Consider the following 16204-nt stretch of genomic DNA (forward strand, 5'->3'; position numbering starts at 1 on the left):
AAAAGAAAGAAAAGGGAAAGAAAACAGAGGAGCAAGAGGTGTGATATACTAAAAATATCCATCTCCATAACCTTAAATTATTTTATGAATCATCTATCAAAAAATTTTAGACTTTATTGACTAAACACTTTAGTAGTTGTGAGAACAATTAGAAAATCTTTTATAATCTTTTACAGTCAAAAGGGGAGGTATAAGTATGTATAAGATGGTTCTTGTGAGACATGGTGAGAGTGTTTGGAATAAGGAGAATAGATTTACTGGTTGGACTGATGTTGATCTTTCCGAGAGAGGTGTTGAGGAAGCGAAGAAAGCTGGTAAGGTTTTGAAAGAGAATGGATTTACCTTTGACATTGCTTTCACTTCGGTTTTGAAGCGTGCTATTAATACTCTTCATATTATTCTTTCTGAGATGGATTTGTTATGGATACCAGAATACAAGAGTTGGAGACTTAATGAAAGGCATTACGGTGCTTTGCAGGGACTGAATAAGTCTGAAATGGCAGATAAGTATGGTGAAGAACAAGTGAAGATTTGGAGAAGGAGTTATGATGTTCCACCTCCTGCTCTTGAGAAAAGCGATCCGAGATATCCTGGTAATGATCCAAGATATAAACATCTCAAACCAGAAGAGATACCTCTTACTGAAAGCCTAAAGGATACAGTAGCAAGAGTAATTCCTTACTGGGAGGAGGTTATAGCACCTACTATAAAAGAAGGTAAGAAAATAATAATATCGGCACATGGAAACAGTTTAAGAGCATTAGTTAAGTATCTTGATAATATTTCTGATACAGAGATTGTGGAACTTAATATACCAACCGGTATACCTTTAGTATATGAACTTGATCAAAACCTAAAACCTATTAATAAGTATTACATTGGAGACCCAGAAGAAGTAAAAAGAGCGATGGAGGCAGTCGCAGCACAAGGAAAGTCAAAAAAGTAGTATGTTTTATTACGATATAAATCTGTATAATGCAAGTAAAAAGTTATTTGAGGAAACCCTATTTGAGGATACTAATAACAACGATATAATATCCAGTATAATTCCAAATAGAAAGGAACAAGCACATATTGTTGCTAATGATAAAGGAGTGTTTGTTGGTGAGATATTCTCGGTAGTTTTGGAGAAGGATTTTGGAATAAAAAGTTGCTCTCTGAAGGATGGAGAAGATTTCAATAAAGGAACAAAAATCTTTTCGTTTGAAGGTAGCGCAAAGATGCTACTATCCGTTGAAAGGTCTATTCTAAATATACTTACCATACTCATATCCATAGCAACTACCACAAGAGAGTTTGTAAAAGCTACTGAAGGGAAGTTTGGTGTTTTGGATACAAGGAAGACTATACCAGGTTTGAGGTTTTTCCAGAAGTATGCTGTTAGGGTTGGTGGTGGTGTAAACCATAGATTTGGACTCTACGATATGATCATGATAAAAGATAATCATATAGCAGTTTTCAAAGGAGATATAAAGAAGATTGTAAGTCTTGCAAGAAAATACTCGCCTATGCATAAGATTGAAGTTGAATGTGAAAATATGGAACAAGTGAAACAGTCAGTTGAAGCAAATGTTGATGTGATTATGCTTGATAATATGACCTCCGAGCAGATAAAGTCAGCGTCAGAATACATAAAGTCTCGGAACCCTAACATAATAGTAGAAGCTTCAGGTAATATTGATATTGAGAAAATTAGAGATCTTGTCAAAATGAATGCACCTATTGATTTTGTATCAACCAGTAGAATTACTATGAATTACGAAGTAGTTGATCTATCGTTCTATGTAGAGTAGAATATTATTGCCCAGGTTGAAGAACTTTGATTGTATGGTTATCATTTTTGTTCCATCCTATTGAGTATGTTGTCAGGAGTTGATAATTCAAGTGTCCTGAATAGTACTCTAGTTCTTGAAAAACTTCTAAAAATTTACTTCTGTCTAAAACATTCTTATGGTAAATAGATAAGTTAATCTTGAGTTAATTAAAATATCCTTCGTTATGCTAACGAGATTGATAACTATTCTAGGATTGCTAGTTATGGTCTCTACAGATTCCTATACGATTGATGAGATTTCTCAGATATCTAATCTTGTTATAAACTTCAAACATTATGAAGCGATAGATCATCTTGAGAAGTTGATCTCAAAGCATCCAAACAATATTGTATATTATTCGTTCTTGATCCATCTATGTCTAGATATTGGTGAGAATGAGTTAGCGGAAAAGTATATCAAAAGAGCACTGAACTACGAAAAGAATGATATCAACATAAACTCATACTATATGGAGGTTGAAAGGTTGAAGGGTAATATACAGAAGAGTATGGAGATATCTGATAGTATAATGAAGAGACCTGAGGCTAGGACTAACTTGATATTCGTGATAATGCGTTCAAGACTACTTAGAACTATTCAGCCTAGCGAAGCAGAAAGATTTTTAAGACCATACACAAGAATTTTTAGTAATTACAACATATTCCTAGAGATGGCTGAAATACAGCTCGCTCTTGGTAAACTTGATCAAGTTAAGGAAAATCTTGATAAGGCTATATTATTTGAAAGATTAGATAAGAGAATATACTCCTTGTATGGAGAATATTACTATAGGGTAGGTATGTTTAATGAAGCGATAAGAAATCTTGAGAAATCAATCATCTTTCCTGGTAATAATGTAAGGGAATATTACCTTTTAGGAAGTGCATATTTCAGAACAGGAAACTATCAAAAATCTTTAGAATATCTTAGAAATACTAATGTTCCAAAAGAGACTTTAGCAAATATAATGTATCTCTCTGGAGACTATTCAAAGATTCTCAAGACATTTAAAGAATCTGAGACAGAAGTTTTGAGATACTTTGTGGAAGAGAGCCAGATGAGACTCTCTCCTCAAAAAGTAACCAAAGATAGAGAGCGTCTTTCCAATGAAAGACTTAAGATTGCTTTGGAACTCAAGAATAGAGCATTACCATATTATAACATACATCTTGCCAGGTCTATAAGGTTAAATCCTCTAAATTTCTCTGCTTGGTTTGAAATAGGCAACTACTATAGGTTTTACCACTCCCCATATACAGCACTAGAAGAACTCAGTATAGCCAAAAATCTCTTTCTAAATGATATAAGAATGCAAGATTTCTATGAAAATCTTGAAAGTTATGTATCAAACAGTTCAAGACTTTCTGGATGGGGGATATCTACAGTTAATACAAGACCTATTAAACTTCTAATACAAGTTGATAAAGTAGATTACGATATTGACAAAATGTTCTACCATGAAGCACTTCTGTCTTCAATTGAGAATATTAAGATCCAGAATATCAACATATCAATAGTAACTAACAGAAAGAGTACAACTTCTTTAAGGAATTATGACCTGGTTATAAATGTAAGACCAGAAGCATTGAAAGATTATCTAAAATTATCTGTTGATTTGATAGATCCAGTGAGCTATGAAGTAATAACAAACTTCTCAACGTACCAAAGGTATAGTAGTGAATTCATATCAACTATCTATCAGAATTTCAGGAGTGGTCTTTTGTCTCATATGCCAATATTTGGAGAGATAGTTGGTGTAAAGGGTAATAACATCATAATTAGGTTTTTAAGTGGTGTTCCAAGTATCAATGATAGCGTAAATATAACTACCAATAATTTAGCCTCTTTATTCAAAACTAACTACACTATAATTGCTAGAGCGACAGTAACTGATGGAGAAGGTGAATATCGTTTAGCAGTTCTGGATCCTCAATTTAGATACATTACTCAAGTTAAACCTGGATTACTTGTAGTTAAGCCTTAGCCTTAAAACCGAGTATTACGAAGTCGTCTTTTACATTCAATTCCCTAAGTCCCCTTATGTAAGAGAATATTTCATCTATCGTTTCCTTTATAGATAAAGACCTACAGAAAACTATCAGGTCTATTACCTTCGCTTCATCAACGTTATGTCCCTTCTTATCTTCAAGTTCAACTATACCATCTGTATACAAGAAGAATTTATCATTATCTGATATTGTTATCGTAGTTGGCTCAAATTTCTGATCTTTTTTGATACCTAAAGGTTTGGATGGGTGAGTAATGTCTTGAAATGTTATTATTCCATCATCCTTCAGTGTAACACCATATTTATGCCCGGCCGATATAAACTTAAACTCCATCCTTTCAACATCAACTTCACACAGGACTCCAGTAATGTAAGAGAATGCATCTGGTTCATTTTCGTTAAGTGAGAATATGAAGTTATTGAGTTCTTCTGCGGTTTTTGTTATGCTCTTGCTTTCAGAAAGACTCCTTTCAACGAAACTTTTGACATTCACAGCAAGAAAACCTGAAGATAGACTATGACCGGATATGTCAAACACTCCAATAAATGATTTTTTACCCGCTTCCCTAACTACGAAGAAATCTCCACCAACCTCAATGATCCTATCCGAAGGTTGATACCTAGCGTAAAATTCAATGTTCTTGTAATTGGACTGTGACTCGTATAGGTTCATAGATGAGACTAACTTTCTTATCTTCATTGCTTCATCGTATAGGTTCATAGCGACTCTTTGATCAACCATTTGTAAAGGATAAAACAATAATCCACCAAGTCGTGTCTCGTCGACTGATACATTCTTAGGAGTAAATACAACTCCTGACTGTATAACTTTACCTTCTGAAATATACTTCAGGCTTGACATAAGTGTTTCAATGTTATCATGTTCCTCGTATCCTTGAAATATCTCTCTAAACTTCCTGTTAAGTTTGAGAATCTTCTTGTTATACTTGTCGAAGATAACTATTGGAAATTCTATCATCTCAGAAATTCTTATCAGAACATCGTCAAGTATCTGAATAGAGGTTTGTTCAAATTCTGATGCTTTGACCCGAAGTTTGTTTTCTGATATTAGTTCGGCAATAACGTTTAAGAAACTAGTCCCGCCACCTTCGCGTTCAAATGTGCTATGCATATTAACTACCCTATCCCCTCTTGCTACGGATTTCTTTAGAGTTTCAATGTCAATCAGATTGTAAACTCTATTAAAGGTTTTTTCATCACAACTTCTTTCTAAAACCTGCCATGTTTTTGTATCAAATACCATTTCAAAAGACAATATCCCTAACCCTTCAATAGAACCACTCATAGTACATTTGGATAGTATATCATTAAGAGTCTGTCTGCTATGAACGTAGATTAAGAATATTGATATAAAGTCTATGAGCAAGTTAACTATGACCTTCAATTCGTCATAAACCCTAAACTCGTTGGTAAGAACTATTATAAGGTATGTTATATCGTTTTCTTTGTATATTGGTATAAAAACAGCAAAGTCAGCATTTATCTCCTTTAGAACCTTAAGTATTTCTTTTGATTTAAAAACAGATATATTGCTAGGTATTGCAAATCTGTGTTTATTCTTTGACCTTGACAACGAGTCAATGATACTCTCATCTAGTAAATCAGATATCTTCATTCTTGATATTAGGTCTATAAATTTTGATATACCCGTCATAAATGGGAAGAATGGATCGGTTGACGAATGATAACTGAAATTACCTTTTGACGATTTGAATACTACTACAACTCTTGCTTCAAACAACTTCTGAAGTAGTTTAATTAACTCAATTAAAAGGTCATCAATTGATTCTATAAAACTTTTGTGTTTATCGTAAGGTTTGTGAGGGTGCTGATGCGTAGATGAAAGTGTTATCATAGGTATGGCATTATAACAGAGAGTTAGAAACCTTTTTGCTAGGTTCATCTTTGAAGTAGTAAGACTTTGCTTTTTTATACCTCTGAATGTATAACTGAATATGAAAACTACAAAAATGGCAACTATAAAAAAGATTATCAAATAGGCATATTCCATAAGTGCTTAAACTAAATTATTTAGATTTTCAAGGTAGGTTTCAAATAGATGACTGTTCAACAGATGTGTAATTTTTACTATAATGTTTATTTTTTATACATATAGTTCTAGTATAGTGGAGACCAAAGCCTATGCTAAAAATGGGACTTTTAGGTTGCAAAATCTAGGTGGTCTCTACGGATATGAAATAACTTTCAGTGGTTTGGAGTGTCATTCATTTGATGTAAAGTTGGTAGGAGTATTTTTTGAAGTCTGTTAGAAAAATACATTTATGTTTACATCTATCAAATTACCTTCTAAAACTTTTCTATTTCAAACTAAGGTTGGTATGATATTTGCAAAACAGTTATTAGAATTCAAGGAGGTCAGGTATGAACCTTTCAAGGCTAACTGTGAAATCAAGAGAGGCTTTACAGAAAGCAACTGAAATAGCGGATAGAAACGATAACCAGGAAGTGAATAATGAACATCTTGTGTCTGCTTTAATAGAGGATAAAGATAATCTCGTTTTCGCGATACTAAAGAATATGGAGGTTAGGATAAATGAACTATCCAGAGAGATTCAAAACCTTATATCGCAAAAGCCAAAGATACAAGGAGTGAGTAGCACTTACATTGGGAGTGATTTGAAGAAGGCTTTGGATTATTCACTAGAAGAAGCAAACAAATTCAAAGACGAGTTCGTATCAACTGAACATCTGATGCTTGGTATCATACGAAGCGCAAACGGACAACTGAAACCTACGCTAGAAAAGTATGGTATAACATACAATAATTTTATCACACTACTCAAGGAAATAAGAGGTAATAAGAGAGTTACTGATGAAACACCAGAGGGGAAATATAACGCTCTCCAGAAATACACAAGAGACTTAACAGAACTTGCTAGGATTGGAAAACTAGACCCTGTGATTGGTAGAGATAGTGAAATAAGAAGGACTATACAGATCCTTTTAAGGAGGACGAAAAACAATCCTGTCTTGATTGGTGAGGCTGGGGTCGGTAAGACTGCGATAGTTGAAGGTATTGCCAAAAGGATTGTTGATAATGATGTCCCAGAAGGTCTCAAAAGTAAGAGAATACTCGCTCTTGACTTAGGTGCTCTAATTGCTGGAACAAAATTTAGAGGAGAGTTTGAAGAAAGACTTAAGGCAGTCATAAACGAGATAGTAGAGTCAAATGGGGAAATTATACTCTTTATTGATGAGATACATATGATTGTAGGTGCTGGAGCAGCAGAGGGAGCTTTGGATGCAGGTAATATGCTCAAACCAGCACTCGCAAGAGGTGAAATAAAAGTAATCGGTGCTACCACAATAAATGAGTATAGAAAGTATATAGAAAAGGATAAGGCTTTAGAAAGGAGGTTCCAACCTGTTTTTGTTGCGGAACCTTCAGTTGAGGACACGATAGCAATATTAAGAGGAATAAAGGAGAAATATGAGGTTCATCACGGTGTCAAGATATCAGACAAAGCCCTAGTATCTGCGGCAGTTCTTTCGCATAGGTATATAACAGATAGATTCCTTCCGGACAAAGCAATTGACCTAGTTGATGAATCCGCTTCTAGGATAAGAATGGAAATAGATAGCATGCCACAAGAAATTGATGAACTAAACAGAAGTATTATGAGACTTGAGATAGAAAAACACGCTCTTGAGAAGGATAACTCACAAGAAGCGAAGGAGAGACTTTCAAAGATTACATTGGAACTTCAAGAATTGCAGAATAAATTAAATATTCTCAGAGCAAAGTGGCAGAAAGAGAAAGAAATTATATCTAGGATAAAGACACTAAAAGAAGAGATAGATACTCTCACTACTCTAGAGGATAGATACATAAGAGAAGCAAACTATAACAAAGTTGCAGAGTTAAGGTATGGTCTTAAGCCACAGAAACAGAAAGAGATTGATGAACTCACAAGTAAGTTAAAAGATCTCCAAAAGGATGGCTCTCTATTACGCGAAGAAGTTACAGAAGAGGATGTCGCTAGAATTGTCTCTGAATGGACTGGTGTTCCTGTTAAAAGGATGCTTGAGAGTGAAAGGGAAAGGCTTGTAAGAATGGAAGAAGAAATAAAGAAAAGAGTTGTTGGACAAGACCATGCGGTTGAGGCAGTATCCAACACTATAAGAAGAGCAAGGGCAGGCATTCAGGACGAAAACAGACCTCTTGGTTCTTTTCTTTTTCTAGGACCTACAGGTGTCGGTAAGACAGAGCTTGCAAAAACACTCGCTTGGTTTCTGTTTGACACAGAAAAGGCGATGATAAGAATTGATATGTCAGAGTATATGGAGAAGCATTCTGTTGCTAGGCTTATAGGAGCACCTCCAGGCTATGTCGGATACGAAGAAGGAGGACAACTCACAGAAGCAGTAAGAAGAAGACCGTATTCTGTAGTACTATTTGATGAGATTGAGAAAGCACATCCGGATGTATTTAATGTTTTACTACAGATTCTTGATGATGGTAGGCTTACCGATGGTCAAGGTAGAACTGTTGATTTCAAAAATACAATTATCATTATGACATCAAACCTTCTGACAGAGCTTATCTCTAACATCAACCCAGACCAGATAAACGAGAGTCTCAAGGAGAGAATAGTGAAGGAACTTACAAAATTCTTTAGACCAGAGTTTGTGAACAGAATTGACGAAATACTTGTGTTCAGAAAACTATCATCGGAACATATAAAGAAGATAATTGATATTCAATTGGATAGAGTAAAAGAGAGGCTTAAAGATAAGAAAATAATTCTAGAAATTAGCGAGTCTGTGAAGGAATACATTGCGAAGGTAGGATACGATGAAGTATTTGGAGCAAGACCACTCAAAAGGGCTATTCAAAGGGAACTCCTTGACAAACTTTCACTCCATATTATAAGCGGTAAGATAAAAGAGGGGGACAGAGTAAAGGTAGAGTATGACGGAAGTAACATAGTTTTTAAAACAAACTAGGGATTAGTTTAAATTACCTTTTGACACTGGTTTTCAAACGAACAACTACGGTAGATATGTAAAATATGACTTCACATCCTAGTGGAAGTGTTACATAGAAAATTACCTTTGGAATTTGGCAGACTCCACGGTTCTAAACTATGTTATTCGTCTTATTCTAGATACATAATTAGTTTTGAAATGTTCAGACTCTCTTGGGAGAATAAATATGATTAACTCGTTTTCTTTACAGCTTTTCCAAACTTTCTGAATGTTAGACAAGCGATGGTTTATACTAATCTTCAGGAGTTCATAATGTTCTTCAGAGTTATTTCTAATTCATCAAGAAGTAGCGCTAGGGTTGGTGAGATTAGGATTGATAGTTTTGTGATACCTACGCCTGTTTTCATGCCTGTTGGAACACAGGCGACGGTCAAAACTCTATCTTCTGAAGAGGTTGAAGAGTTAAGTGATGGAATAATACTTTGCAATACTTACCATCTCTACTTAAGACCTGGGGTTGAGGTCATTGAAAATGCAGGTGGTTTACATTCGTTTATGAACTGGAGAAGGGGTATTTTAACAGATAGTGGAGGTTTTCAAATTTTTAGTTTGAATGAACTTACCAAGGTTAGCGATGAGGGGGTTAGGTTCAAATCTCATATTGATGGTTCATATCACTTCTTCACTCCAGATGATGTTGTTAAAATACAACTCATCTTCGGATCAAACATAATTATGCAGTTGGATGAACCAGTAAAACCTGAAACAGATTATTCATACACCAAAGAAGCAACTCGGAGAACAATGCTATGGGCTAAAAGGTCTCTAGAAACTTTTAGAGAATTGAAAGGTAAAATTGTGAGAAAATCAATTTACAAGGAAGATAAAAACTTTGAAGTTATGAGAGATAAAAACTTTCTCTTCGGAATAGTTCAAGGAGGATTCTTCAAGGATTTGAGAAGGCAAAGTGTAGAGGAACTTACCGAACTTGAACTTGATGGGTATGCGATAGGAGGATTAAGCGTAGGAGAGAAGAAAGAGGTTATGTATGACATTCTTTCATATACCAGTCCGTTACTACCTAACAATAAACCGAGGTACCTTATGGGCGTTGGAACACCTGAAGACATTGTAATGGCGGTTATGAACGGAGTTGATATGTTTGATTGTGTTTTTCCAACAAGGGCTGGTAGAAGAGGCTTATTCTTCACCTCAATCGGTAGGATAAACATAAGAAATAAAAAGTATGAGGAAGATTTCTCATCACCAGACCCAAACTGTGATTGCTACACTTGTAGAAACTATACAAAAGCGTATATAAGACACCTTATAAGGTCTGACGAAATGCTAGGATACAGACTCGTTACGATCCACAACCTACACTACATCAAAAACCTTATGAAGTCAATAAGAGAGAGTATTCTAAACCAAACATTTGAACACCTATCCAAAAAGGTCCTTGAAATATACTCAAAGGATGATAGAATTGACTCCTAGTCTCAATCATCCTAGAGTGAGGAAAATCAGGATTTTCTGTGTTCTGATACCACCAAGGTGATTACTAACACTGGTCAGAAGACTTATTGTAAATTATTTCTACATTTTATCTTACCTCCACAGATAACTCCAACTGTATTTAGTAATCTTGAAGTTCTCTTGAAAATTTTGCAGCTGTTGGAAGGTAATAAACGATGTGTTATAGATAATAGAACTTATGAACTACCAGATTAAAGATGGTATCTTAAACTTGTTCTTACTAACTTTACTGGATTAAATCCGATTAAGGTTCTTATGATAGTTTCCTAACTGCTAGGAAAGTGATGGATAGCAAGACCTATAAAATACACTTAGTAGAACTATTGGATTAAAAATACTAACATATTCGCAAATTTCGGACTTCACTAAATTAAATTTATTGTGATTGTATTTGAGTTAGTAGTTAGTATTGCGTTATAATCAAAGGTCAGAGGGGAAGTGTATGAATAGGTTAATTTTACCCCAAAGAGATATTCCTAAATCTTGGTATAACATTCTTGCTGACTTACCAGAACCGTTAGACCCACCTTTAAACCCTGTGACTAAGAAGCCAGTATCTCCATCGGACCTTGAGGTGATATTCCCTCCGCAGCTAATAGAACAAGAAGTGTCTTCTAAAAGGTGGATAGATATTCCTGAAGAAGTTCTCAAAAAGTATCTGATGTGGCGACCTACTCCCTTGCATAGAGCGTATAACTTGGAGAGATATTTGGAAACACCTGCGATAATACTTTACAAGAACGAGTCTGTCTCACCACCAGGCTCTCACAAACCTAACACTGCGATACCTCAAGCATACTACAACAGCATTTCAGGTGTAAAGCGTCTAACTACCGAGACAGGTGCGGGTCAGTGGGGCAGTTCTCTAGCATTTGCTGGCTCGCTTTTCGGATTAGAAATAATAGTTTATATGGTTAAGGTAAGCTACAATAGCAAACCCTACAGAAGAGTCCTTATGGAGACATGGGGTGCCAAGGTTCTTGCTAGCCCATCTGAAAGGACAAACTTTGGTAGAAAGGTTCTGTCCGAAGATCCAGAGAACCCAGGTAGCCTAGGTATAGCAATAAGTGAAGCAATAGAAGAAGCCGTAGGTGATAAGAGTACTAACTATTCCCTTGGTAGTGTTCTAAACCATGTTCTTCTCCATCAAACCATAATAGGTCTTGAAGCGAAAGAACAACTCAAGAGAGAGGGATTGTATCCTGACATTATTATCGGTTGCATAGGTGGGGGGTCAAACTTCTCTGGGCTTGCATTACCTTTCGTGTTTGACAAGATAACGAAGAAGAAAAAAACTAGAATAATCGCAGTAGAACCTAAGTCTTGTCCTTCCGTTACTAGGGGTAAATACGCTTATGATTTTGGCGACACTGCTGGTATGACGCCTCTTATTAAAATGCATACACTAGGTCATGAGTTTGTGCCACCTTCAATACACGCAGGAGGTCTTAGGTATCATGGTATGGCTCCGATTGTTAGCAAGCTCTACGAGCTTGGGCTTATAGAGGCAAGAGCTTATAGTCAGAATGAAGTATTTGAGGCTGGAGTAATCTTTGCTAGAACAGAGGGTATCCTCCCCGCACCTGAAACAACGCACGCAGTCAAAGCAGCGATAGACGAGGCAATACAAGCAAGGAAGGAAAACAAGAAGAAAGTTATACTATTTAATCTGTCAGGACACGGACATTTTGACTTAAAGGCTTACGATGACTACTTGAATAGAAACTTACCTGACCATGAACCTACCGACGATGAACTAATGGAAGGTTTTAGAAGCATTCCTTCTTGATATGAGCCGATGGTGGGACTCGAACCCACGACCTACTGATTACAAGTCAGTTGCTCTAGCCAGCTGAGCTACATCGGCATTTGTGCCGAGAGCGGGAGTTGAACCCGCACGCCCTTACGGGCACTACCCCCTCAAGGTAGCGTGTCTGCCAATTCCACCATCTCGGCTAAATTTCTTCGTCTGTTTCAGATGATTTTGAAGTATCTATTATTTCAACTTCTTTGGTAAGGATATCGTATAATGCCTTGACTGCAGGTTTTGTATTAGTTCCAGATAAAATGTTCTTATTTACTATGTAAGCCGACCTTTTTGCAGCAGCAACTGCTAGCTCATAATGGTTTCCATCGTAATCTATTAGTTTCTCAAAAAAATCTTTCATAGGCTTGTATAAAAATTTTATATAAAATTTTAGTTTGTTTTCAAGTTGAGATAGTGTATAAAATTCTAAATCTTGCTGTAAACAGAGAAAACCAGAACTTATTAGAACCCCTTGAAATTTGAAAGAATTTTCAAAACACTTTTAGAATTCATTCAGACCTATTTTGGAGTGATTATGATACAAGCATTTTTAAACATATTCAAAGTGGAGTCTCTTAGAAACAGAGTGCTATTTACTTTGTTCATACTTATAGTTTTTAGGATAGGGACTACCATTCCTGTGCCAGGGGTAGATTACTCAGTGTTATCGTTGTACTATGAAAGGTTTGGACAAGGCAATCTCGGAATACTTGAGTTTTTTAACTTATTCGCTGGTGGTGCGCTAGCAAACATAAGTATATTCGCCCTTGGTGTAATGCCATATATAAGCTCACTCATTATTATACAATTACTTGTGTATGTTATACCAACTCTTGAGAAGATTTCAAAAGAACCTGACGGAAGAAGAAAGATAATGCAATATGCTAGGATAGGGACAATACCTTTAGCGATAGTTGAGTCTTGGGGGTTGAGTATATACTTTGTCAGAGGACTAAAATCTGAGATATTTGCAAGGACAGGTTTATCTCTATATCCTGACACTTTTCTGTTCTATCTGAGCTTTATAGTAACTGTTACTGCTGGAACTATGTTCCTCATATGGATGGGAGAACAAATAACGGAGAGAGGAATAGGTAACGGAATATCATTAATCATTATGGCAGGTATAGTTGCAAGAATACCTGAATCTATATATAACCTGTTTAGGCAACTTCAAGCATCTGGAACGGTAGAGATAACTATGATAATAGTTGTCCTATTATTCCTAGGAGTTATTATATTTGTGGTTTGGTTTGAGCAATCGCTTAGAAAGATACCTGTTAGTTATGCCAAAAGAGTTGTAGGAAGAAAAGTCTATGGAGGTCAGAGCACCTATATACCATTTAAGCTTAATCCTGCTGGTGTAGTTGCTATAATATTTGCGTCTGCAGTTATGACATTCCCTCAGCAGGTTCTTACCTTCTTTGGAGGAAGTGATCTACCGATAGTAAGAACAATTGCAGCATGGTTGTCCTTTGAAGGATGGTTATATATAGTGCTTTATATGTTGCTAGTTATTTTCTTTTCATACTTTTACACATTCATTCAGTTTAATCCTCAGGAGCTTGCTGAAACTCTCCAAAAGAATGGAGGTTTCATTCCCGGTATAAGAGCTGGGGAGCCTACTCACAGATTTCTTAACGATACACTAAACAGAATACTCGTTCCCGGATCTATAATAGTAGGATTAATAGCGGTATTACCAAACATAATATACGGTTCTCTGAATGTTCCAACATATATAGCATATCTTATGGGAGGCACATCTCTCCTGATAATGGTAGGTGTAGCACTTGATACTCTTACCCAGATTGAGTCTCAACTCGTAGTTCATCATTATGATGGTTTCCTTAAGAAGGGAAGGATAAGAGGCAGGGGGACAAGATATGTATAGTATAGCAGTCCTAGGTGGAGGATATGCTGGAGTGAAACTAACCAAAGGACTTCTAGACTATTCCAAAAATTCATCTGTTAAGTACAAGGTAGTACTTATTGATAGAAATGACTTTCAGTGTCTTTTACCTTCGCTGCCTGCGGCAATATCTAATCGACTTGAGAAAATAATAATAAAATATGAGGAGGCCTTTGGTGGTTATAGTAACTTTGAGTTTGTTAAAGGTGAGATTGATTGGGTCAATTTTAGTAGTAAAACTGTTGTTCTTGCAGATGGTAGAGAAGTAAAATATGACCATGCAGTCTTATGTTTCGGAGTTCAGCCAACAGACTTTGGAATAGATGGGGTAAGACAGTATTCAATAATGTTCTGGAATGAGAAGGATCTTGAAAAATATATGTCAAAACTCAAAATGTTTATAGAACAAAATAAATCTCCTAAAATAGTAATAGTCGGTGCTGGTCCTGTTGGAGTAGAGGTTGCATCAGAAACGTATCATTATTTGAGGAGTAAAAAAATAATCCCAAACATAACCATAATAGAAGCCAAAGATAGATGCTTACCAACTCTACCAGCTAACTTCGCTAAATCAATTGAAGATTACTTGACTAAAAGAAGTATAAATCTAGTATATAATTCTGCAGTTTGTAAAGTTGATGATAAAAAGGCTTATACGAGTGATAACAAAGAGATTGATTATGACATTCTACTTTGGTGTAGCGGTGTTTCTGCTAATAGAATATTAAAGCAGATGGAAGACAAAGCGGGAATTAAATTTGAAAGGGGACCTCAGGGTAGGTTAATAGTAGATGAATTTCTTAGAGTCAAAAATTTCAAAGATGTATGGGCTGTAGGTGATACTGCTGTTCCAGAAAACCAGAATACTACCCCAATACCACTTGCTCAATTCGCAATTCAAATGGCAGAAGTGGCAAGCTTTAATATACCAAGAAGCCTTGAAGGAAAGGAACTACAAAAATTACATCTTTCATTTAAGGGTATAGTAGTTCAAATGTCAAAATACTCTGCAGGAGCAATGCTCAAGTTCCCGTTTGAAATTACAATACCTCCTAGTATATTCGGAGTATTTCTAAGGAAATTTGTAGATTACAATTATATATTTTCAATAGGAGCTAAACCCCATAGATATCCTTTATAAATTGCGGAACATTTATATCTATTGAGATAACCTGATTGTAGTGTTTTTCTACAGCATTTTTTAGATCCTGGTAATCTTCAGTAATCTTTAATATAATATTTTGGATTTCTTCAAGAGATTTTAACATTTCATCAAAATTTCTTACACTCCTGCTTGAAATGGATTTTATGTTATTCAAAATACTTATAAGATATTCAACCTGACTCTTAATCTTGGAGGGGTGTGTCTGATATTCTTCAATTGCTTTTTGAACTATTCTTACGTTATGGCTAATCTTTCTTATCACCTCGTAAAATCTTTTTAATTCATTTACTATCCCCTCTGTTTTGACAATAATGATTTTTATATCTCTATCTATTGATACCTTGTCTTCGTCTATGAATATGTTATTAACAGCTGATTGTAGATCTAGGAATAATCTATCTATCTTTTGAGATATGACTGATAGTTTTTCCTTGCTTTGCTTTTCGGATGCAATCTTTCTAATCTCAACATCAAACGATACCCTAACAGAATTTATCTTAGTGGATATCCTCCTTATATCTCTTACTGTATTGTTGAATGAGGAGAAGTAATCCAATATCTCTGGTAAGTCATTTGAAATGGATTTTAAAACATCGTTAGCTTTTGAAATATTCTTTGTGGAGTCTAAAATAGCCTTTACGATTTCATCTATCTCACGAACTATAATATTTATCTGTGGTAGATTTGAGTTACTATCGTTGTTTATTTTTACCAGTGATGCAATAACTGATTCCAAGATACTGACAGAAGTACTGATTGTATTATCAGCTGATTTGATGATATTCTGTATAGTTTTTATACTATCTATATCATTTTCAACATACATAAGTAATTTGTTGAGTTCAGATATGTTTTTGTTAATATGAGAAACTACCTTTTCAGCATCCTCAGACAATTCATTAATTTTATTTTTGATCTGGTCAATAATCTTAATGATGCTTATTGATGATGAGTACTGATCAGACACAATCCTTTCTAAGTTTGATTGGAT

The 16204-nt window shown here is 35.4% G+C and carries 11 protein-coding genes and 2 tRNA genes; 8 read left to right on the plus strand and 5 right to left on the minus strand.

All coding sequences use genetic code 11. The features are described from left to right. The first annotated feature begins 196 nt into the window (after positions 1-196). From gpmA to NZ579_05950, 3 genes are all read left to right on the plus strand, one after another. Positions 197-946, plus strand: a complete 750-nt coding sequence (gene gpmA / locus NZ579_05940; GenBank protein MCS7299478.1) for a 2,3-diphosphoglycerate-dependent phosphoglycerate mutase — start codon at positions 197-199, stop codon at positions 944-946. A gap of 1 nt (position 947) precedes the next feature. Then, on the plus strand, positions 948-1793 hold the full coding sequence (nadC, locus tag NZ579_05945; protein MCS7299479.1) for a carboxylating nicotinate-nucleotide diphosphorylase: 846 nt from the start codon (positions 948-950) through the stop codon (positions 1791-1793). A 205-nt stretch (positions 1794-1998) separates the two neighbouring features. Continuing rightward, a complete protein-coding gene (locus NZ579_05950; GenBank protein ID MCS7299480.1) occupies positions 1999-3798 on the plus strand; it encodes a hypothetical protein in 1800 nt (599 codons plus the stop codon). Here NZ579_05950 and NZ579_05955 read toward each other — a convergent pair. Next, positions 3788-5854 carry a SpoIIE family protein phosphatase gene (locus tag NZ579_05955; GenBank protein ID MCS7299481.1) on the minus strand — a complete coding sequence of 689 codons (2067 nt, stop codon included), beginning with the start codon at positions 5852-5854 and terminating at the stop codon, positions 3788-3790. The two genes, NZ579_05950 and NZ579_05955, sit on opposite strands and share 11 nt — an antisense overlap. Before the next feature lie 371 nt (positions 5855-6225). Between NZ579_05955 and clpB the strand changes: the two genes are divergently transcribed. The 3 genes from clpB to NZ579_05970 all read left to right on the plus strand — a co-directional run bounded on the left by clpB (position 6226) and on the right by NZ579_05970 (position 12118). Continuing rightward, positions 6226-8811 (plus strand): ATP-dependent chaperone ClpB, encoded by a 2586-nt coding sequence (gene clpB / locus NZ579_05960; GenBank protein MCS7299482.1) that lies wholly within the window; start codon positions 6226-6228, stop codon positions 8809-8811. 264 nt (positions 8812-9075) lie between these two features. Then, entirely contained in the window at positions 9076-10290 is a 1215-nt protein-coding gene (gene tgt / locus NZ579_05965; protein MCS7299483.1) for a tRNA guanosine(34) transglycosylase Tgt, read from the plus strand. 481 nt (positions 10291-10771) lie between these two features. Continuing rightward, on the plus strand, positions 10772-12118 hold the full coding sequence (locus NZ579_05970) for a TrpB-like pyridoxal phosphate-dependent enzyme (protein ID MCS7299484.1): 1347 nt from the start codon (positions 10772-10774) through the stop codon (positions 12116-12118). Positions 12119-12122: 4 nt separating this feature from the next. Here the strand turns inward: NZ579_05970 and NZ579_05975 are convergent. From NZ579_05975 to NZ579_05985, 3 genes are all read right to left on the minus strand, one after another. Continuing rightward, positions 12123-12196 (minus strand) — tRNA-Thr (locus tag NZ579_05975). Positions 12197-12201: 5 nt separating this feature from the next. After that, positions 12202-12285 (minus strand) — tRNA-Leu (locus NZ579_05980). Next, positions 12285-12497 carry a DNA-directed RNA polymerase subunit omega gene (locus NZ579_05985; GenBank protein MCS7299485.1) on the minus strand — a complete coding sequence of 71 codons (213 nt, stop codon included), beginning with the start codon at positions 12495-12497 and terminating at the stop codon, positions 12285-12287. Before NZ579_05985 ends, NZ579_05980 begins: the two co-directional genes overlap by 1 nt. Before the next feature lie 174 nt (positions 12498-12671). On the opposite strand from NZ579_05985, the gene secY reads away from it, so the two are divergent. Beyond that, positions 12672-14030 carry a preprotein translocase subunit SecY gene (gene secY, locus NZ579_05990; protein MCS7299486.1) on the plus strand — a complete coding sequence of 453 codons (1359 nt, stop codon included), beginning with the start codon at positions 12672-12674 and terminating at the stop codon, positions 14028-14030. Further along, a complete protein-coding gene (locus NZ579_05995; protein MCS7299487.1) occupies positions 14023-15189 on the plus strand; it encodes an FAD-dependent oxidoreductase in 1167 nt (388 codons plus the stop codon). The genes secY and NZ579_05995 overlap by 8 nt, the downstream gene beginning before the upstream one ends. Here NZ579_05995 and NZ579_06000 read toward each other — a convergent pair. Beyond that, entirely contained in the window at positions 15164-16180 is a 1017-nt protein-coding gene (locus NZ579_06000; protein MCS7299488.1) for a hypothetical protein, read from the minus strand. The two genes, NZ579_05995 and NZ579_06000, sit on opposite strands and share 26 nt — an antisense overlap. Positions 16181-16204 lie beyond the last annotated feature (24 nt).

The sequence above is a fragment of the Spirochaetota bacterium genome, from assembly GCA_025061835.1.
Classification (GTDB): domain Bacteria; phylum Spirochaetota; class Brevinematia; order DTOW01; family DTOW01; genus SKYB106.